Consider the following 21,918-nt stretch of genomic DNA (forward strand, 5'->3'; position numbering starts at 1 on the left):
GGCTGCCATGCTCCAGATCATTCTTCTCGTCGTCATGATCCTCGTCTCGATCGCGCTCGCCGCGGTGGTGCTGCTTCAGCGCTCAGAAGGCGGCGCGCTGGGCATGGGCGGCGGCCCTTCGGGCTTCATGACCGCGCGCGGCGCGGGCAACCTGCTGACCAAGACCACCTGGGTCCTGGCCGCTATGTTCTTCATCTGCGCCCTGTCGCTGACGATCCTGGGCAATGTCGAGCGGTCGAACCAGTCGATCGTGGATGCTGACGCCATCGGCGATCTGGCGACCCCGCCGCCGTCGGGCCAGCAGCAGGCTCCGGCCGATCAGCCCGCGGCCCCGGCGCAGCCGGCCGCCCCGTCGTTGCAGGACCTGGAATCCAGCCTGACGTCGGCCCCCGCGCCGGCTCCGGCCCAGCCCGCTCCGGCTCAATAAGGATGGGCGGGGACTTTATCCCCGCCTTCCTCTCCCGCCCTCAAAGTCTTCGCAGTTCACCGCTCGAATCAGCGGTAAGGTGACCCCCCATGGCCCGTTACGTGTTCATCACTGGCGGCGTGGTTTCCTCATTGGGAAAAGGCCTCGCTTCCGCCGCTCTCGGCGCGCTTCTGCAAGCGCGCGGCTACAAGGTTCGCCTTCGTAAGCTCGACCCCTATCTGAACGTCGATCCGGGCACGATGAGCCCGTATCAGCACGGAGAGGTCTTCGTGACCGACGACGGGGCCGAGACCGACCTCGATCTGGGCCACTACGAGCGCTTCACCGGCGTCTCGGCGGCGAAGTCGGACAACATCACGACCGGGCGCATCTATTCGACGATCCTCGAGAAGGAGCGTCGTGGCGACTATCTGGGTGCGACTGTGCAGGTGATCCCTCACGTCACCGACCAGATCAAATCCTTTTGCCTGAGCCAGGCCCTGACCGATGACGGCGAGGACGTGGACTTCGTGCTGGTCGAGATCGGCGGCACCGTCGGGGATATCGAGGGCCTGCCGTTCTTCGAAGCCATCCGTCAGCTGGGTCAGGACCTGCCACGCGGCCAGAGCTGCTTCGTCCATCTGACGCTGCTGCCGTTCATCAAGACGGCGGGGGAGATGAAGACCAAGCCGACCCAGCACTCGGTCAAGGAACTGCGCTCCATCGGGATCCAGCCGGACATCCTGCTGTGCCGTTGTGAGCAACCCATTCCGGCGGACGAGAAGCGCAAGATCGGCCTGTTCTGCAACGTGCGCGAAAGCGGCGTGATCCAGGCGATGGACTCGGCCGACATCTACGCCGTGCCGCTGGACTATCACCGCGAGGGGCTGGATACGGAGGTGCTGGCCCATTTCGGCATAACCGACGCGCCGGAACCGGATCTCTCACGCTGGACCGATATCGTTGACCGCCGTCTGAACCCGGACGGCGAGGTCACCGTGGCCGTGGTCGGCAAGTACACGGTCCTGAAGGATGCCTATAAATCCCTGATTGAGGCCCTGCACCACGGCGGCGTCGCCAATCGGGTGAAGGTCAATATCGACTGGGTCGAGGCCGGCACCTTCGAGGGCGACCGCGAGGCCTGCAACGCGCGCCTTCAGGACGCCCATGCCATTCTGGTGCCCGGCGGCTTCGGCGAGCGGGGTTCGGAAGGCAAGATCGAAGCAGCCCGCTTTGCTCGTGAGAACCGCATCCCGTACTTCGGCATCTGCTTCGGCATGCAGATGGCGGTGATCGAGGCGGCGCGGAACCTGGCGGGTTATCCCAAGGCCTCCTCGACCGAGTTCGGCCCGACCGATGAGCCGGTCGTGGGTCTGATGACCGAATGGACCCAGGGCAACCAGCGTGTCCTGCGTCAGCAGGGGGGCGATCTGGGCGGCACCATGCGTCTGGGCGCCTATGAATCGACGCTGAAGGCAGGATCGAAGATCGCGGAGATGTATGGCTCGACCACCATCAGCGAACGTCACCGCCACCGCTATGAGGTGAACATCAACTACCGTGAGGCGGTCGAGGAGAAAGGCGGGCTGATTTTCGCCGGTCTGTCACCGGACGGCGTCCTGCCGGAAACAGTCGAACGCGCGGACCATCCGTGGTTCATCGGCGTCCAGTACCACCCGGAACTGAAGAGCCGGCCCTTCGCGCCGCACCCGCTGTTCGCGGGCTTCATCGCCGCGGCGCTGGTTCAAAGCCGACTGGTCTGACGCGTCCCGAACGGCATTCACCGCGGGTGGCCGTTCAACTCTGGATTTGATGGTGTCGCACGGTCTCAGGCCGAGCGATGATCCGTGGATTCCCGCATGCCCTGTCCCCAGCGGGACACGGACTCACAGCTCATGATTGTACGGCTGACGAAAGGTACGGTGAGTCCCTCGAAGAGTTCTCGCTGTTTGCACCGGACGCAGACCTGTGTGCCCGGCGTACTGCGACTGTCGACGAAAAGGTGTCCCTTCCGGTAGCAGCGAAGCGACTTGAACATTAACGGCCCCCAATAGTGGGGAAACAATGTTCTTTTCGACTTGATTGCGCAAGAAAAACAAGAATTTCTAGGGTTTGTTCTCTTCCCCTGTTGCGAAAACTCAGATCGCCAAAGCCTCTGAACGGTGCATAATCGTTAACAGCGGGGGTGGCGCGCGGCGTTCGCCCAAGGGGAGCGGTCCGGACTGAAGTCGACCGAAGAGCATCATGCCAGCGCCGACATATGAGTATTCCTGGGACTTCTCGACCGGCCCCGGCGCCTGGACGTCCTGGTTCGCCCCGTCCGTGGTTCAGGACCCCGGCGGGGCTGTCGCCGCCTTCACCCGGTTTCACGCACCGGGCAATGTGGACCCCAACCATATCGACGGGATCGGCTCGCTGTTCCTTCTGGCGCATCTGTCGATCCCGACGGCCGGATCGGCGGGTGTGCTGAACCTGGCCGACGCCGAGTTCGAGATCACCATCAAGGGCACGGACTTCGAGGCCAACGGCGGCAAGCTGATGGTCTGGGTCTGCCGCTACATCCCCGAGGAAGGCATCTTCCGGAACTACTATGTCGGCCTCCAGGTCACCAACTGGGCCAACACCGGCAACGACCTGGCGCCCCGGCTGACGGACGAGTGGCAGACGCTGACGGTCCAGCTCAGTGATGACCCCGCCGACTGGACCTATGCCGGAAATGCGGTGTCGACACAGGGCGACTGGGCGGATCGCTACCAGCCTTTCGATCTGGCCGGGACGCTGGGGACTGTGAACGCCACCCTGCATCTGGTCATGGTGGCGGACGAGGCGGATGAGGGGCCGAGCGGTTTTCTTGATATCGCCAACATCACCGTGCGGACCCAGACCCCGGCCGTGCCGATCGACGGCGCGTCGGCGGGCCACCAGATCTTCCATGGGCTGGAGGATCAGGACGCGACCGGCATGCTTGCGGGGGACGTCGGCGTTGATCCGGCGCTGGCCAGCTTCAGCCTGGTGGCGGGGTCCGCCCGGAACGGAACGGTGGTCATTGACCCGGCGACCGGGGCCTTCGCCTTCACTCCGAACGCGGACTTCTATGGTCCGACCGACTTCGTCGGCGCGGCGACCTTCCGCTACACCGTGACGGACGGGACCAACACCTCGGTCGAGAAGACGGTCATCGTCTTTGTGGGGCCGATCAACGACGCGCCGGTCGCCTCCATTGTCGATGTGACAATGGATGTCACCTTCAATCAGCCCTTCAGCTACACCGTTTTCGGCGGAAACGATGTTGACGAGGAGCATCTGACCTACCGGATCGTGGACGGCTCCGCGCAGAACGGCACGGTGACGATTGATCCGGACAGCGGTCGCTACGTCTTCACGCCGACTGCCGGCTATACGGGGGCGGCCAGCTTCCAGTACGTTGTCAGCGACGGCCAATTGGACAGCGCGCCGGCGACGATCACCCTGAATGTGCGCGCGGAGAGTGATGATCCGGTCCTGCCGACCTTCCAGCAGGTGATCGACGACTATCTGCTGGCGGGCGATCCGCAGGGCTTCTACCGCTATGTCATCCTGCTGGCGGATGCCGGTGATCCCAATGCGGCCTATCACTACGGCTCATGGCTCCACACCGGTCTGCATGTGGCGCAGGATACAGCGCTGGCCGCCCAGTACCTGACCCTCGCCGCCGCGACGGTGGCGGATGCGGCCCTGCAGCTGGCGGATATGTATCTGTCGGGAGACGGCGTGCCGCGCGATCCGGCGATGGCGCGGATGATGCTGGACCTGCATCCGTCCAGTGCGAAAGCCGTCTACCGTCTCGCGATCCTGGACGACCTCGGCTACGGCGCGCCGCAGGACCACGCCCGCGCTGTTGAGGGGTATCTCGAGGCGTCGAAGATGGGCGACGCGGACGCCATGTACACGCTGGGCCGTCGCTATCTGATGGGCGAGGGCGTCGCCTTCTCGGCGCAGGACGCCTACTTCTGGCTGGGCGTGGCGCTGAAGTACGACGGTGGGCCTACCTTCCCGGCGGGGGTCGACCAGTTCGACAATCTGCTGATCTTCAACCAGCAGCAGGCTGTGACCATGGCCGGGCTGACGCCGGCGCAGGTCGCCGCTCTGGACGCCCTGATCGCGGACTGGACCATCGGTCAGCCGTCCCCCGTCAACGATGCGCCCATGGCGGGGAGCGAGGGCGCCGCCGCCGGCGATGCGGGCGCGCCGCTGTCCGGAACCCTGGCGCAGGCCACGGACGCGGACGGCGATGCGCTGACCTATCTGCTGGTTCCGAACTCGGTCGAGCATGGCATGGTGGTCATCGACCCGGCGACCGGCGAATGGACCTTCACGCCTGAGGCCGACTACGACGGCCCCGCCTCGTTCCGTTATGTCGTGTCCGACGGTCAGGCGAACGGCGCTGAACGGACCGTCGAGATCGTCTTCGCGCCCGTCACCAATGCGGTGGATGACGCCGCTGCTCTGGACGAAACCGCGACCCTGACGGTCGAAGCCGCCGAGGGGCTTCTGGCCAATGATGCCGTCTCCGCCGCGGGAAACGCGATCTCCGTCACCGCCGTGGGCGGGCAGGGCGGCGCCGTCGGGCAGGCGGTCGCGGGAACCTACGGCGCCATCACCATCCATGCGGACGGCAGCTACACCTATGTCGCCGATCCCTCCACGGCGGCGCTGATCCAGGGGCAGACCCGGACTGAGTCCTTCACCTATACGATCACCGACCAGAACGGGGTTTCGGACACCGCGACCCTGCTTCTGACACTCAACGGCGTGTCGGGCACGGTGATCCAGGGGGATGGAACCCTTCAGGGCACGGCCTTTGACGACGTGATCACCGGCGGCCCCGGGCATGACATCCTGCTGGGATTGGGCGGCGATGACCGGCTGATCGGCGGCGCGGGTGATCCGGACGAGCTGTTCGGCGGCGCGGGCGATGACATCTACGTCGTTTCTGGCGGCGGCGACACGATCGTGGAAAACCCGGACGATGGCGTCGATACGGTCGAGACGGACCTGTCGGCTTTCAGCCAGCGCAACAATGTCGAGAACCTGACCTATACCGGCTCGAGCGCCTTCATCGGCAGCGGCAACGGGCTGGATAACGTCATCCGGGGCGGTGTCGGGGCGGACACGCTGATCGGCAACGGGGGCAATGACACCCTGATCGGCGGAGCGGGGGCGGCGAACACCCTGATCGGCGGCGCGGGCGATGACACCTATGTCGTCTCCAATGCGGGCGACAGCTACATCGAGAACGCAGACGAGGGGACCGATGGGGTCCTGACGGATGTCGCAGCCCTGACCCTGCGGGCGCATGTCGAGAACCTGACCTACACCGGGACGGGCGATTTCGCCGGCACGGGCAACGGGCTGGACAACGTCATCACCGGGGGCGACGGGAACGACACCTTGCGTGGCCATGCGGGCGCCGACGTCCTGCAGGGCGGCGCGGGCGCCAACCTCCTGATCGGCGGGGAGGGCGACGACACCTATGTGGTCACCAGCGCCGATGACATCCTCCATGAGGAAGAGGGCGAGGGATACGACACCGTCCGGACCGAGCTGTCCTTCCTCTCGTTGTTCCCGAACATCGAGGCCCTGATCTTCACCGGGACCGGGAATGTCGAGGGGGTCGGCAATGCGTTGGACAACCTGATCGTCGGCGGAGACGGCGACGATGTTCTGGACGGCGGCTATGGGGCGGACATGCTGGTCGGTGGTCTGGGCGACGACGTCTATGTGATCGATGACCTGCTCGATGTGATCCAGGAGGCGGCTGACGAGGGCTTCGACACCGTTCGGACGACGCTGGACAGCCATACCCTCGCCGACGATCTGGAGGGGCTGGTCTTCATCGGCCACGGCGACTTCTCCGGGGTCGGCAATGCGGCGGATAACGTCCTTGTCGGAGGCGACGGCGATGACTGGCTGGACGGCGGGGCGGGCGCGGACGTGCTGGACGGCGGGTGGGGCGACGATCTCTATTTCATCGACGATTTCGGCGACCAGATCATCGACGCGGGCGGAAGGGACGCGGTGGACACCGCCCTTTCCGCCTACACGCTGCGCGCCGATCTTGAGGACCTGTACTACTCGGGCACGGGCGACTTCACCGGCACGGGCAACGCCGCGGCCAACGAGATCTTCGGTCTGGACGGCGACGACACGCTGGAGGGTCTGGACGGCGACGACCTGCTGGTCGGCGGGGCGGGGGACGACAGCCTGAACGGGGGCGCGGGCGATGACCTGATCAGCGGCGACGCCGGCGCGGACAGGATGACCGGCGGCGACGGCGACGACCTCTACATGGTCGATGACGCCGGGGATGAGGTGATCGAGGATGAGGACGGCGGGTTCGACGGCATCCAGACCCTGCTGAGCAGCTACACCATGGCCGCCCATGTCGAGGCCCTGTTCTACATGGGGTCGGCGAACTTCACCGCCGTCGGCAATGCGCAGGACAACATCATCGTCGGCGGCGACGGGGACGATGATCTGACCGGCGGCGCGGGCAATGACGCCCTGTACGGCGGCTGGGGCCCCGACATTCTGCGCGGCGGGGCGGGCGAGGACGCCTACTTCATCGAGGACGAGACTGACCAGATCGTCGAGCTGGAGGGTGAGGGGGTTGATCAGGTCGTCACGGTCCTGAGCAGCTTCACCCTCGGCGACCATCTGGAGCAGCTGGCCTTCCTCGGCGCCGGAGACTTCGTCGGGATCGGCAACGATCTGGACAATCTGATCGTCGGCGGGGACGGCAATGACTGGCTCTACGGCGGTCTGGGGCTCGACACGCTGGAGGGCGGGTTGGGCGACGACACCTATGTGGTCGACGGTCTGGATGACGTCGTGACGGAGGCGCTGGGGGAAGGGTTCGACGTCATCGAGGTCACGGGTGGGCTGAACGCCTGGACGCTGGGCGCCAATCTGGAGGAGTTGCGGGTCAATACGACCCTGGCCTTCGCCCTGACCGGGAATGCGCTGAACAACGTCCTGACCAGTTCCGGTACGGGCAACGACATTCTGGACGGCGGTGCGGGCGCGGATACCCTGTCCGGCGGACGCGGCGATGATCTCTATCTGGTCGATGACGCCGGGGACGTGATCATCGAGGCTGCGGGGCAGGGGTATGACACCGTCCGAGCAACCGCCGCGACCTATGTGCTGTGTGCCAATGTCGAGGCGCTGATCTTCGTCGGGACCGGCGCCTTCACCGGAACCGGCAACGCTTCGGACAACGCCCTGACCGGCGGCTCCGGCGCGGACACCCTGAATGGAGACGCGGGCGACGATGTGCTGATCGGCGGCGCGGGGCTGGACGCCCTGACCGGCGGCGACGGCGTGGATCGGGTCGACTATTCGGGCGCGAGCGCGGCCGTCACGGTGCGTCTGGACTTCAACCGCACCACCAATGACGGCGAGGGCGGCAGCGACACACTGTCCTCCATCGAGAATGTCGACGGTTCCGCTTTCGATGACCTGCTTATCGGTTCCTCGGGCGCGAATGTGCTGCGCGGTGGATCGGGGCGGGACACCCTGCTGGGCATGGCCGGGAACGACATCCTCATCGGCGGTTCAGGCGCGGCCAACATACTTCAGGGCGGAACCGGTGATGACCGCTACATCGTCACCGCCAGCGACACGATCGTGGAACTGGCGGGCGAAGGGATCGACACGGTCGAAACGACGCTGAATCTGATGACCCTGGCCGCCAATGTGGAGACCCTGATCTTCACCGGGACGGGCGCCTTCACCGGCACGGGCAACGCCTCGGACAACGTCATCATCGGCGGCACGTCCAACGATGTGCTGAGCGGCGGGGCGGGCGCAGACACCCTGAACGGTGGTGACGGCGATGACATCCTGCGGGGCGGCGCCGGAGTGGACATTCTGAACGGCGGGGCGGGCCTGGATACGCTGGACTACGGCCAGGCCGGGGCGGGCGCCGTGATCCGCATGGATCTGAACCGGACGACGCGGGACGGCGACGGCGCCACGGATATCTTCTCCGGGTTCGAGACTGTCATCGGCTCGGCCTTCGATGATGTGATTTTCGGCGACAACGCGGCCAATCTCATCAGCGGCGGGGCAGGGGCTGATGTGCTGCTCGGGCTGGGTGGGAACGATATCCTGATCGGCGGTCCGGGCGCGGCCAACACCCTGCAGGGCGGCACGGGCGACGACCGCTATCTCCTGACAGCCTATGACACCGTGGTCGAACTGGCGGGCGAGGGGAACGACACGGTCGAAAGCGCCCTGAACAGCCTCGTTCTGGCGGCCAATGTGGAGACCCTGATCTTCACCGGCACAGGCGACTTCTACGCGACAGGGAACGTCACGGCCAATGTCATCAGCGGCGGGGCTTCAGGCGACCGACTGGACGGCGGCGATGGGGACGACACCCTGCGCGGCGGTGGTGGCAATGACCTCCTGATCGGCGGATCAGGCGCCGATACCCTGTACGGTGAAGCGGGCAATGACATCCTGAACGGCGGCGCCGGGAATGATGTGCTGATCGGGGGCGCGGGCGATGACCGCTATGTGGTCGACAGCGGCGGTGATCAGATCATCGAACTGGCGGGACAGGGGATCGACACGGTCGAGACGACCTTGAACAGCTGGACGCTGGCGGATGGGCTGGAGATCCTGATCTACACCGGGACCGCGGCCTTCACCGGCGTCGGCAATGGGGCCGACAACGTCATCACCGGCGGGATCGGGGCCGACACCTTCATCGCCGGATCGGGCGATGACACCTTCAACGGCGGTGCGGGATTCGACACCGTGGACTACAGCGCCGTCGGGGCCGCGGTGACGGTCAAGCTGAACGGCTCGATCACCCAGAACGACGGGCAGGGCGGCGTCGATGTCCTGACCGGCATCGAGCGGATCATAGGCACGGCCTTCGACGATCTTCTGGTCGGTGACGGGCAGGGCAACACCCTGATCGGCGGCGCGGGGCGCGACATCCTGCTGGGCATGGCCGGGAATGACGTCCTGATTGGCGGGGAGGGCGCGGCCAATACGCTGCAGGGCGGAACCGGCGATGATCGCTACGTCGTCTCCGTCGCCGGGGACTCGGTGGTCGAACTGGTCAATGAGGGCGTCGATACGGTCGAGACCGCACTGTCGGCCTGGACCCTCGGCGCCAATCTCGAGAACCTGATCCACACCGGCTCGACGGCCTTTACCGGGACTGGCAATGCGCTGGCCAACGTCATCACCGGCGGCGGTGGCGATGATCTGCTGCGAGGCGGCGGGGGCAATGATACGCTCAATGGCGATCTGGGCGACGACATCGCCGTCTTCTCCGGCCTGCGCTCGGCCTACACCATCGTCGCTACGGCAGAGGGATACCGGATCACAGACAATGATGTGGCGGTCGATGGCGATGACGGCATCGATCTGCTGATCGGGGTCGAGAAGGTGCGGTTCCGCGACGGCGCGACCCTGATCCTGTCAGAGCTTGGGCTGGGGGCGGCGACGATGGCGGGCGAGAAGGGGGCGTCGATGCTTGAGACCTCGCCGCTGTCGCCGCCGGTGGTTGCGATCATTGAGCCGCTGGTGCAGCCGGGCCTGGCGGACGATTTCGTACCTCTGCTGAAGGAGGGGGCCGGGCCGCTGGTCCTGCCCGGCCTGCCGGACGAGATCATCAGCGGCCCTGACGGCTCCCCTGTCGCCGCCGGAGGACATGGCCTGTTTGACCAGACGGATCCGCTGGTGATCCACGGTCCGCATGGCCCGCATCTCTTGCAGGTGGATGACGTCGCTGACGTCGGTCCGACGCCGGACTGGTTCTAGTCGGCCAGCAAAGCGAGAAGGGCGAAGCTGGCCAGCCAGTGCTCGCCCATATAGTCGCCGGTGACATGGGGCAGGGCCGCGTCCAGATGGGTGGCAGCGGCCTTGCGGGCGATGACGGCGCGGATGTCGCCCTCCGGCAGAGCGGAGGCGATCTCGCGCCAACACCACGCCCGGCTGAGGTTCAGGCCGTCCAGATGGGCGATCTTGCCGTCCGACCGGTCGCTGACGCTGGCGGGGGTGAACAGGGTGGCGGGTCGCTGTGACCCGACCTTGGGCAGGAAGGCGTTGAACCAGTCCTGGAAGTCGTGCGGGTGCAGGACGCGCCGCATCAGGGCGGCCTCCATCAGGGCGGGCGACAGGAACTCGTCCTGCGACGGCTCCCATGCCTGACAGTCGCGGTCGTGGGCGTACCAGGCCATGGCCCTCTCGCGGCACAGGGTGGCCAGCACAGGGTCGTTGACCTCGGCCCAGTCCAACGTCAGCCGCAGGGCGAAGGCGGTGTTGTAGTGGGTCCCGACCCGCACCGGATAAGCCGCGAGGGGCAGGAAGGCGTGGAAGCGGTCGGCGAAGGCGCGGGCCAGCGGGCGCAGGATGGCGGCGCGACGGCGGCCGTCCTCGCTGTCGTGGCGGTCCATCTCGGCCGCCAGCATCAGCAGCCAGCCCCAGCCATACGGGCGTTCGAAGCCGCGGCTGGACGGCTGTTCCAGATAGGCGACCTCGGCGGCGACGTTCTCCGCCGTGAACAGCTCGTTGGCCAGCGCCCAGATGCGCGGCGCCTCGGGGTTGTCCGGATACAGCCGCAGCAGGGTGAACAGGGTCCACCAGCCGTGGACGCAGGAGTGCCAGTCGAAGCTGCCGAAGAAGATCGGATGCAGGTCGCGCGGACCCTTCACGTCGCGCTTGCCGGTCATCACGTGATCCAGCTTGTTCGGATACTCGCGCGTGACGTGGCCCAGGGCGGCGCTGGCGAAGCGGGAGGCCGTGGCGGCGTCGAGGGCCAAAGTCCGGGCGTGCGTCATCAGGCGAACTCAGAAGCGGAAAGCGAGGGCGTACATCAGGCCGATATTGACCACCAGCATGATCAGGGCGGTCGGGATCTGGGCCCGGATCACGCCGTTCAGGGCGGCGTTGCGGTCCGGCAGTTCCAGCAGGTTGGCCGGCACCACATTGAAGTTTGCCGCCATGGGCGTCATCAGCGTTCCGCAGAAACCGGCCAGCATGCCGATGGCGCAGACGATGGCCGGGTTGCCGTCGAACTGATGCACCACGATGGGCAGGCCGATGGCGGCGGTCATCACCGGAAAGGCGGCGAAGGCGTTGCCCATGATGACGGTGAACAGCGCCATGCCGACGCAGTAGGCGGCCACCGCCAGCAGGGGCGTGGTCAGGGGCACGGTCTGGCTGACCAGTTGGCCGACCACGCCGCCGACATCAGCCGCCAGAAACACCGCGCCCAGCGACGCCAGCATCTGGGGCAGCAGGCTGGCCCAACCGATGGAATCCATCAGTCGACGACCTTCCTGCAACGGCGCCAATGCGGGCGGGCGGAACCAGGTCATGGCCGCGAACAGGGCGATGACGCAGCCGAGACCCAGCGCGATCAGGGTGGTCTGCTTGTCTGAAATCAGCCAGGCGCCCGCCGCCGTGTGTTTGGCCAGCAGGGTGCCGCCGACGGCGACCAGCGGGATGATCAGGGCGGGAACGAACAGGGCGTTGCCCCGGCGCGCGGCGCTGTCGCGGCGTTCGTCGGTGGAGGTGGTGGCGGGTTGTCCAACGCCCATCTTGCCGATGGCCCCGATGACGACCAGCGCCACAACCAGCAGGCCGTTGCCCAGCCCGCCCAGCAGATCCCCGAACAGCAGGGATGTCGCGATCAGGCCCCAGAACAGGGTGCTTCGGATGCGGGTCGCGTGCGCCCGGTCCATAGCCGTGAAGACGGCGAAGGCCAGGAACATCAGGCCGGTGACGATGTAGGCGTGCTGCAAGGTGATCATCGGGCCGCCTCCTGTTCGGAGACGGGCGCGCCGAGATCGCGCCTTATGGTCCGGTCAAACAACCACAGACGAACGCCGTGCACGATGAAGGCGGCGATGGCGGTCGGGATGGCCCACAGGGAGATGTGCAGGGCCTCGACCTTGATCCCTGCCTGTTCGAGGAAGCCCACCATCAGGACGATGGAGCCGATGGCGATGAAGATGTCCTCGCCGAAGAACAGGCCGATGTTGTCGGTGGCGGCGCTCATGCCGCGAATGCGGAAACGGGCCTTGTCGGGCAAGGGACCATGCTCGGTCTCCGCCGCGCCCTCGGCCATGGGGGCCACCAGCGGCCGCACCATCTGCGGATGCCCGCCCAACGAGGTCAGGCCGAGCGCCGAGGTGGCCTGCCGCACGAACAGATAGACCAGCAGCAGCCGCCCTGCGGTGGCGGCGCGGACGCTGGCGATCATCTGGCGCGCTCGTTCCTGAAGGCCTGCTCGCTCCAGCACCCCGATGACCGGCAGGATCAACCAGGTGATGTGGAAATAGCGGTTGTCATTGAAGGCGTCGCCGAACCGGGTCAGCGTCGCCACGCCGGCGCCGAACAGGCTGGCGACGTCCACGCCCGGCCCGACCACCGTCAGCACGCCGGTGACGACGGCGGCGACCAATATGACCAGCAGCGGATTGATCCGGGCCACAAAACCCGCGACCACGACCGCGATCCCCAGAAGCACCAGCATGGAATCCTGCCCTCCGTCCCGGTGCGGACAGTTGCGCGGTTCGGGCGGCAGCGGAAGCCCTACAGCGCCCCGAACCCGCCGCCACCCGGTGTCTCGATGACGAACACATCGCCGGGTGCCATCTGCACTTCCGCCGTGGAGCCCAGCGGCTCGACCGTCCCGTCCGCCCGTTCGATCCGGTTCACGCCGACGGCGCCCGGCTCCCCGCCTGCTGCGCCGAAGGGCGGAGTGCGGCGGTGGTTGGACAGGATGGCGGCGGTCAGGGGCTCCAGGAAACGCACCCGTCGCACGGCGCCGTCGCCGCCCCGATGCGCGCCCGCGCCGCCCGAGCCATGGCGGATCGAGAACTCTTCCAACAACACCGGGAAGCGGGTCTCCAGCACCTCGGGGTCGGTCAGACGGCTGTTGGTCATGTGGGTCTGCACCGCCGCCGTGCCGTCGAAGTCCGGCCCGGCGCCCGAGCCGCCGGCGATGGTCTCGTAGTACTGCCGCGTCGCATCGCCGAAGGTGAAGTTGTTCATCGTGCCCTGACTGGCCGCCAGCACGCCGAGCGCTCCGTAGAGCGTGTCGACCACGGCCTGACTGGTCTCGACATTCCCGGCCACCACGGCCGCGGGATAGCGGGGATTCAGCATCGAGCCCTCGGGCACGATCAGGGTAATGGGCTTCAGGCAGCCTTCGTTCAGCGGGATGGCGTCGTCCACGAGCGTGCGGAAGACGTAGAGGGTCGCCGCGCGGGTGATCGACAGCGGGGCGTTGAAGTTGTTGGTCCGCTGCTCGCTGGTCCCGGTGAAGTCCACCACTGCGGTGCGCGCATCCGTGTCCACGTCGATGCGCACACGGATGACCGCGCCGTCGTCCATTTCCAGCGCGAACGAGCCGGGTTTCAGGGCGGCGATGGCGCGGCGGACGGCTTCTTCGGCATTGTCCTGGATATGGCCCATGTAGGCGGCGACCACGTCACGGCCGAACTCGCCAACCATGCGCACCAGTTCGTCGGCGCCGCGCGCACAGGAGGCGATCTGGGCCTTCAGGTCGGCCATGTTCTGATCGACGTTACGGGACGGGTGGCGACCCGAGGAGAACAGGGCGCGGGTCTCGGCGTCCCGCAGTGTCCCTGCGTCGACCAGCAGGAAGTCGTCGATCAGCACGCCCTCGTCCTCAACCGTCTTGGAGGTCGGCGGCATGGAGCCGGGGGTGATCCCGCCCACGTCCGCATGGTGACCACGCGCGGCGACGAAGAAGGCGGGGCTGTCGTCGGCCTCGAGGAAGACCGGGGTGATGACGGTGATGTCCGGCAGGTGCGTCCCGCCATTGTAGGGGGCGTTCAGCATATAGACGTCGTCGCGCCTCATGCCGCGCCCATCGCGGGCGTCGCCACGCGAGGTGATCACCGTCCGGATGCTTTCACCCATCGAGCCCAGATGCACCGGAATGTGGGGGGCGTTGGCGATCAGGGCGCCGGTGGCGTCGAAAACGGCGCAGGAGAAGTCGAGCCGCTCCTTGATATTCACCGAATAGGCGGTCGCCCGCAGGGCCTCGCCCATCTGTTCGGCGGCGGCCATGAAGCGGCTGTTGAACACCTCGAGCAGGATCGGATCGACATGGGTGCCCATGGCCGTGCGGGCGGGCCGGGGGACGACCCGCGTGAGGATCAGGTTCAGCCCCGCATCCGCTTCAGCGCGCCAGCCGGGCTCGACCACGGTGGTGCCGGTGTCTTCGAGGATGACCGCCGGACCCTCCACCGTTGCGCCCGGCCCGAAGGCCTCGCGTCGGTACACCGGCGCGTCATGGCTCGCACCGGCCATCCAGACGGCGGCGCGGGTGACGACGTCCGGCTTACGAGCCGACAGGTCGCCGCCGACTTCCGCCGTCTGGCCCGACAGCCCCACGGCCTCGGCCTCCAGCATCTCGACCACCAGCGCCTTGCCCTCGACGAAGAAGCCGAACCGGCGGCGATGTAGCGCCTCGAAGGCGGCGGTCATTGCATCGGCCGGGCCGAAGGGCACGGTCAGGGGGGTATCTGATCCGGCGAACTTGATCTCGGCTCGAGCCGTCACAGCGATCCGGCTGTCAGCGAAGCCCTGCGCGATCAGTTCAGCGCGCGCCTGTTCCGACAGGCGTTCGATCCGGGCGGTCATCCGCGCATCGGCCGTGCCTTCCAGCGGTATCGCCGCCGTCGCCTGTCGAATGGCCCGCACTTCGGCCAGTCCCATGCCGTAAGCTGACAGGACGCCCGCGAACGGGTGCAGCATCACCGTGGTCATGCCGAGCGCGTCGGCCACCAGACATGCATGCTGTCCGCCCGCGCCGCCAAAGCAGTTCAGGACGTATCGGGTGACGTCGTAGCCGCGCTGGATCGAGATCGACTTGATCGCCTCGGCCATATTCTGCACGGCGATGGTGACGAAGCCCTCGGCCAGAGCTTCGGGCGTGGTGCTGCGACCGGTCGTGGCTTCGACTTCCGAGGCCAGTTCGGTGAAGCCGGTCCGGACGGCATCGGCGTCCAGCGGCTGGTCGGCGTTCGGCCCGAAGACGGCCGGAAAGAACTCCGGCTTCAACTTGCCCAGCAGGACGTTACAGTCGGTCACCGTCAGCGGGCCGCCCCGGCGATAGGCGCGAGGGCCGGGCACAGCGCCCGCCGACTCCGGCCCGACCCTCAGCCGCGCGCCGTCGAAGCGGCAGATCGAGCCGCCGCCCGCGGCCACCGTGTGGATCGACAGCATGGGCGCGCGCAGACGCACGCCGGCGACCACGGCGTCGGACGTCCGCTCATACTCGCCCGCGAAGTGGGAGACGTCGGTCGAGGTTCCGCCCATGTCGAAGCCGATGACGCGGTCGAAGCCCGCCGCCACCGCTGTCTCGGCCATGCCGACCACGCCGCCCGCAGGACCGGACAGGATGGCGTCCTTGCCCCGGAAGGCGCCCGCCGCGGTCAGGCCGCCGTTCGACTGCATGAACAGAAGCGGAGTGGCCCCGCCCAGTTCGTCCCCAACCTTGTCCACATAGGCCCGCAGCACGGGCGACAGGTAGGCGTCCGCCACCGTCGTATCGCCGCGTCCGACCAGCTTGATCAGCGCGCCGACCTCGTGGCTGACCGATATCTGTTCGAACCCCAGATCTCGGGCGATCCGTGCCACCTGCCGCTCATGGTCGGTGAAGCGCCAGCCGTGCAAGAAGGCGATCGCGACAGCGCGGAAACCGGCGTCGCGCGCGGCCTGTAGTGCCCGTCTTGTCCCCTCGATGTCCACAGGCTTGTCCACAGAGCCGTCGGCCCGGACCCGTTCGTCGATCTCGACGACATGATCGTAAAGCTGGTCGTTCAGCCGGATGTGGCGGGCGAACAGATCGGGGCGGCTCTGCCATCCGATGCGCAGGGCGTCTCCGAACCCGCGCGTGATCGCCAGCACGGTCGGCTCGCCCTTGCGCTCCAGCAGGGCGTTGGTCGCAACGGTGGTGCCCATGCGCACGGCCTCCACCATACCGGTGGGCAGAGGCCCCGGCGCGGCCTCCAGCACCCGGCGCACGCCCTCGACGGCGGCGTCGGCGTACTGTTCCGGGTTGACCGACAGGAGCTTGCGGGTGGTCAGGACGCCGTCAGGCGCGCGGGCGACCACGTCAGTGAAGGTGCCGCCCCGGTCGATCCAGAAACGCCAGCCGTCCACCTGATGCATCGCTTCGCTCCGACTCATTCAGCCAGCCTACCGCGTCACAGCCCTACTGGGCCCAAGATCCAGGTCATCCAGATACCGACGGCGAGAAAGACGCCGAACGCCAGCCGGTCATCGCCCGCGAGGGGCTTTTTCATGACGGCGCGCGCGAGGACCAGACTCAGGCCCGCGACCGCGGCCCAGAGCAGGACCGACGGCAGGCCCATCCAGCCGACCCAGGCGCCGCCCGCGCCGAGCAGGAAGGGGTCGCCGCCGCCCAGCCCGTCGCGCCCCCGCACCTTGCGATAGGCGAAGGCAAGCAGCCACAGGGCCGCGAAGCCCGCGCCCGCGCCGATGGCGGCGTTCAGCAGACCTGTCCCGTTCGGAAGGATGGCCGCGCCCAGTCCGGCCGCGCCGAGCGGCAGGGTCAGTTGGTCGGGCAGCCAGAAATGCTCGGCGTCCACGGTCGCGATCAACAGCAGCAACCAGCCCAGCACGGCTGTCAGCAGGGCGGCGGACAGCAGGTCCTGCGACAGCGCGGCCCATGCGCCCAGACCGGCGCCGGCGAGGGCGAAGCCGACGTATCTGATCCATGCGCGGGCGGCGGGTTCGGGCTCCGCGGCCGGGAGCCGGGTGCTGATGCGGGCCAGCGCGGGGCCGACCGCCAGACCGGCCATTCCGAAAAAGACTGTGACAGTGACGCCGATCACGATCCCTCCCGGGCGTTGCCCCAGCGTTGCGATAGGCGGCTCGTTCCGTCCCGGCAAGGGCTGGCCGACCGCGTTCATTGTGACGGTTACGCCGTGTGATGACGGTGTTTCATGAACTCGCGACGACAACTTCACGGAAGCGCGCGGGAACCGTCACGGTTCGGCGGCCTCGCTGTCATATCCGGCTCCTAACCACGGACAGGGCAGGGCGGGGGCGATGCTTCGTCGGATCGGACGCATGGGCGTGCGGTCTCACCTGCCGTGAGTTCCTTCGGACCAGACACGGTGAAAACGATGAACGGCTTCAAACTGACCACGCTGCTGGCCCTGTCGGCCAGCGCCCTGACCCTGGCGGCCTGCGGCTCCGCTGAAGTCGCTTCGCCGGGCGAAGGCGATTTCGGCGGCGGCACCGGCGGTGGCGGCACTGGCCCGACCACCCCGCCCCCCGGCACGCCGGCGGCGGACTGCCCGACCGGCTTCGCCAACGTCGGCGTGGTCGCCGGCGGCACTCTGCGCGCCTGCCAGCTGCCGACCACGATCACCGGCAATCTGACCGTTCCGCTGCGCGCCGGCACTGTCTATTCGATCTCGGGCCGTACTGAAGTCGGCACCGACCGCGGCGCCGATCCGGCCGCTCCGGTCGCCGGTTCGCAGCAGGGCATCCTGACCATCGAGCCGGGCGTGCGTCTGTACGGTTCGGGCGGGTCGGACTACCTGCTGGTCAACCGCGGCTCGCAAATCTTCGCCGAAGGCACCGCGACCAACCCGATCATCTTCACCAGCCGCGCCAACATCGACGGCACCACCACCGAGAACTCGCAAGGCCAGTGGGGTGGCATCGTGATCGCCGGCCGCGCGCCGACGGCGGTTTGCCCGGTCGGCGTGACCGCGCCGAACATCGCCTGCGTGGGCCAGATCGAAGGCACCAGCGCCAACTACGGCGGCAACACCGTCTCGGATAACTCTGGCCGTCTCCGCTATGTGCAGATCCGTTACTCGGGCTTCGAAATCTCGCCGAACAACGAACTGCAGGCCCTGACCCTGGCCGGCGTCGGCAACGGCACCGTGGTTGAGTATGTCCAGGCCTACAACAGCTCGGACGACGGCATCGAAATCTTTGGCGGAACGGTCAACCTGAGCCGCATCGTGATCAACGGCGCCGACGACGACGGTCTGGACACCGACACCGGCTGGCGCGGTGGCGCCCAGTTCGGCATCGTGACCCAGCGTCCGACCGCCGTCACCAACGGCAGCCGCGGCTTCGAGTGGTCGGCGGCGCCTTCGGGCACCGCCTTCTACGCCCAGCCGAAGGTCTCCAACTTCACCATCGTCGGCCGCAACGCCGCCGTGGCCGCTGACGCGCTGCTGACGCTGAACACCGGCACGCAGCCGACCATCATCAACTCGGTCGTCACCAACCCGTCGACCTCGGCCGCGGCCTGCCTCGACATCGACGACGCGCAGACGGTTGCGAACAACCCGGTCTTCCGCTCGGTCTACTTCGCCTGCTCGCGTCCCTACGAGAACGACTCGAACATCAATGCCGCGGCGACGGAGGCGGTGTTCATCAGCGCCACCAACATCGGCAACACCGCTGCGGGAACCTCGACCATGACGGCTCCGGCCGGCGCCACCCTGACGGCCCAGAGCCTGGCCTTCATCAACGGCGCCAACGAAACCGCCGTGACCCCGGCCAACGCGCCGGCGATCTACAGCTGGTTCACCACCGTGACCTACATCGGCGCCGTGCGTAACGCCTCCGACACCTGGTACCTGGGCTGGACCTGCGGCCTTCAGGCCGGCTCGACCTGCTGATGACGGATGGGACGGGCGGCGGCTTCTGCGCCGCCGCCCGGCTCGCCGAACCCTTCCGTTACTCCTTCGAGGCGCAGACCATGAAGACCGTGAAAATGACCCTCGGCGGGCTGCTGCTCGCCACCACCGCCCTGGTCGCGCCGGGCGTCGCCCTGGCCCAGACCGCTCCCACTGCCCAATCCGCCGCCCAACAGGCCGAACCGCAAGTCGAACAGGACGTCGACCTGGGCGAAGTCGTTGTTCTGGGTCGCTATATTCCCCAGCCGAACCGCGAAAGCCCCGAGGTCGCGGCCTTCCTGACCGCCGAGGATCTGGAGCGCACCGGCGACGCCGACGCCGCCCAGGCCCTGTCGCGCGTCACCGGCCTGTCGATCGTCGAAGGCCGCTTCATCTATGTGCGGGGTCTGGGTGAGCGTTACTCCTCGGCCCTGCTGAACGGCTCGCCGCTGCCCAGCCCGGAGCCCCTGCAACGCGTCGTGCCGCTGGATCTGTTCCCGTCGGAAGTGCTTTCGGGTCTGACCGTCCAGAAGACCTATTCGGCGGCCTTCCCCGGTGAGTTCGGCGGCGGCGTCGTCGATCTGCAGACCATCGACACGCCGGTCGATCCCTTCTTCAGCATGTCGGCCTCGCTGAGCGGCAACACCGAGACCTCGAACAAGGACGGGCTGATCTACTACGGATCGCGCACTGATTTCACGAGCTTCGACGACGGCACCCGCGACGTTCCGGGCCAACTGCAACTCGGCTTCAACAGCGGTCAGCGTATCTCGGCGGGCAACTTCACCGCCGACGAACTGCGGCTGATGGGTCAGTCGCTGGTCAACGCGCCCCTTCGCCTGCTGCAGCGCGAGACCACACCGGCCAACTTCGGCGTTCGCTTCATGGGCGGCGCCTCGAGCGAAACCGGCATGGGCACCCTGGGCGGCATTTTCGTCGCCTCATACGACAACAAGTGGACGGGCCGTCGCGGTGATCGTCAGTCGGGCCGGATCGACGCCGGCGAACTGGTGACGGCCAACGACTTCGACTTCGAGTCGAATCAGAATGACCTGACCCTGAACTTCCTGGGCGCGGTCAGCCTGACCAGCGACACCAACACCCTCAAATGGACGAACCTGTTCGTTCGCAATGTCTCGAAGGAGGCCCGTTCGGAGGCCGGCTTCGACGACGCTTCGGGTGGTCAGCGCCGGACGGATCACACCGAATGGTTTGTGCGTCAGCTTTTCTCGACCCAACTGGCCGGTGAGCACACCTTCGGTTCGGCGGGAGAATGGGAGTTCGACTGGCGGGCGGCCTACGCCCTGACGTCGCGCGACGCGCCCTACGAGAGCCGCTTCGGCTACGGCCAGAACGTGGCGGGTGACTGGATCCACGACATCGAAACGAACGCCATTTCCTTCAGCGAGCTGGAAGACGACATCATCTCGGGCGGCGCGGATGTGCACTACACCCTGCCGCTATCGGACGCCCGTGAAGCCGTGTTCTCCTTCGGTGTCGCCTATTCGGACAACAATCGTGAGTCCGAGCAGCGGACCCTGCGCTTCATCGCCCCGAACGGTCTGACGCAGGACCAGCTGGAATCGCGCGTCGACTACCTGTTCTCGGACGCCAACATCGGGCCATACCTCCAGATCGAGGAAATCACCGGCACAAACGGCGCCGCGGCGTTCGATGGTCAGATGACGGTAAAGGCGGCCTATGCCCAGGTGGCGGCGGAGTTCCTGCCGCTGCTGAACCTGAACCTCGGCGTGCGCTTCGAGCAGGGCGAACAGACCGTCACTCCGCGTGACCTCTTCGGGGGTTCGACCGGCTTCCTGCCGACCGAGATCAAGGAAGAGTACGTTCTGCCGGCGGGCACCATCACCTGGAACTTCGCCGAGGACATGCAGCTGCGTCTCGGCGCGTCGAAAACGATCGGTCGTCCCCAGTTCCGCGAACTGGCGCCGCAGCAGTACACGGATGTCGAAAGCGACCGGACCTTCATCGGCAACCCGTATCTGGTCGATACGGAGATCCTCAACGTCGATGCGCGCTGGGAGTGGTACTTCGCCCGTCAGCAGTATGTGACCGCCGGTCTGTTCTACAAGGACCTGGACAAGCCCATCGAGTCCAGCGTCATCGACCAGGGCTCGTCGATCTCGCAGACCTTCCTCAACGCGCCGAACGCCACGATCATGGGCGCCGAGCTGGAAGTGAAGAAGTATTTCGAGTTCGGTTCGGGCATGGACTTCATCGCCAACAAGCGGTGGCTGGCCCAGGCGAACTACACCTGGTCCGACTCCGAGGTGAACGTCGACGCCGGTGACACCGTCATCACCCAGAACAGCCTGGGCGTCGCCCAACCGGCCTCGTTCTACGTGGTCGACGGCAGCCGCCTGCAAGGCCAGTCGGAACACGTCGTCAACGTCCAGCTGGGCTGGGAGGACGACACGGCCCGGTCGCAGGCGACCCTGATCGCCAACTATGTGTCGGAGCGCACCTCGGCGCGCGGCCGTCCGGGCGAGCCGGACCTGATCCAGGAGCCGGGCGTCCAGCTCGACTTCGTCTTCCGCAAGGATTTCGACTACGCCGGTCGCGAGTATGGCGTGTCGTTCGAACTGCGGAACCTGCTGGGTGAGGAGTTCCTCGAATATCAGGAGCTCGGCAACCGGGTGATCATCAACGGGTACGAACTGGGCACAAGCGGCTCGATCAGCCTGACCGCCCGCTTCTAAGTCTTTGAGAAAGGCCGGTTTCGAAAGGAGCCGGCCCTTTTTCTTTGTGTGAAATCCATGACGATTGATCCGCGATCCGCGC

At 66.9% G+C, this 21,918-nt stretch carries 10 protein-coding genes; 5 read left to right on the forward strand and 5 right to left on the reverse strand.

From position 1 onward, the window contains the following. Positions 1 to 7: 7 nt before the first annotated feature. From secG to FKQ52_RS07115, 3 genes are all read left to right on the forward strand, one after another. Complete coding sequence (secG, locus tag FKQ52_RS07105) at positions 8 to 427, forward strand: preprotein translocase subunit SecG (protein WP_141626539.1); 420 nt, start codon at positions 8 to 10, stop codon at positions 425 to 427. 89 nt (positions 428 to 516) lie between these two features. Further along, positions 517 to 2,169, forward strand: coding sequence for a CTP synthase (locus FKQ52_RS07110; protein WP_141626540.1), 1,653 nt, complete (start codon positions 517 to 519; stop codon positions 2,167 to 2,169). 481 nt (positions 2,170 to 2,650) lie between these two features. Further along, the gene (locus FKQ52_RS07115) at positions 2,651 to 10,228 is read left to right on the forward strand and encodes a tandem-95 repeat protein (RefSeq protein ID WP_141626541.1); all 7,578 of its coding nucleotides are present in this window, start codon (positions 2,651 to 2,653) and stop codon (positions 10,226 to 10,228) included. Here FKQ52_RS07115 and FKQ52_RS07120 read toward each other — a convergent pair. The 5 genes from FKQ52_RS07120 to FKQ52_RS07140 are packed head-to-tail and all read right to left on the reverse strand — an operon-like array spanning position 10,225 to position 17,307. Beyond that, a complete protein-coding gene (locus FKQ52_RS07120; protein WP_168196806.1) occupies positions 10,225 to 11,247 on the reverse strand; it encodes a DUF2891 domain-containing protein in 1,023 nt (340 codons plus the stop codon). The two genes, FKQ52_RS07115 and FKQ52_RS07120, sit on opposite strands and share 4 nt — an antisense overlap. A gap of 9 nt (positions 11,248 to 11,256) precedes the next feature. Further along, complete coding sequence (locus FKQ52_RS07125; protein WP_141626542.1) at positions 11,257 to 12,222, reverse strand: DUF979 domain-containing protein; 966 nt, start codon at positions 12,220 to 12,222, stop codon at positions 11,257 to 11,259. Further along, positions 12,219 to 12,947, reverse strand: coding sequence for a DUF969 domain-containing protein (locus FKQ52_RS07130; RefSeq protein ID WP_141626543.1), 729 nt, complete (start codon positions 12,945 to 12,947; stop codon positions 12,219 to 12,221). The genes FKQ52_RS07125 and FKQ52_RS07130 overlap by 4 nt, the downstream gene beginning before the upstream one ends. Positions 12,948 to 13,006: 59 nt before the next feature. Continuing rightward, on the reverse strand, positions 13,007 to 16,639 hold the full coding sequence (locus tag FKQ52_RS07135; RefSeq protein ID WP_240811766.1) for a hydantoinase B/oxoprolinase family protein: 3,633 nt from the start codon (positions 16,637 to 16,639) through the stop codon (positions 13,007 to 13,009). 17 nt (positions 16,640 to 16,656) lie between these two features. Further along, positions 16,657 to 17,307, reverse strand: a complete 651-nt coding sequence (locus FKQ52_RS07140; RefSeq protein ID WP_240811767.1) for an A24 family peptidase — start codon at positions 17,305 to 17,307, stop codon at positions 16,657 to 16,659. A 294-nt stretch (positions 17,308 to 17,601) separates the two neighbouring features. Here FKQ52_RS07140 and FKQ52_RS07145 point away from each other — a divergent pair, with 294 nt between their 5' ends. Next, positions 17,602 to 19,122 carry a hypothetical protein gene (locus FKQ52_RS07145; protein ID WP_141626544.1) on the forward strand — a complete coding sequence of 507 codons (1,521 nt, stop codon included), beginning with the start codon at positions 17,602 to 17,604 and terminating at the stop codon, positions 19,120 to 19,122. Next, on the forward strand, positions 19,122 to 21,836 hold the full coding sequence (locus FKQ52_RS07150; RefSeq protein ID WP_240811768.1) for a TonB-dependent receptor domain-containing protein: 2,715 nt from the start codon (positions 19,122 to 19,124) through the stop codon (positions 21,834 to 21,836). Before FKQ52_RS07145 ends, FKQ52_RS07150 begins: the two co-directional genes overlap by 1 nt. The last annotated feature ends 82 nt before the right edge of the window (positions 21,837 to 21,918 follow it).

This window comes from Brevundimonas sp. M20, from assembly GCF_006547065.1.
GTDB lineage: Bacteria > Pseudomonadota > Alphaproteobacteria > Caulobacterales > Caulobacteraceae > Brevundimonas.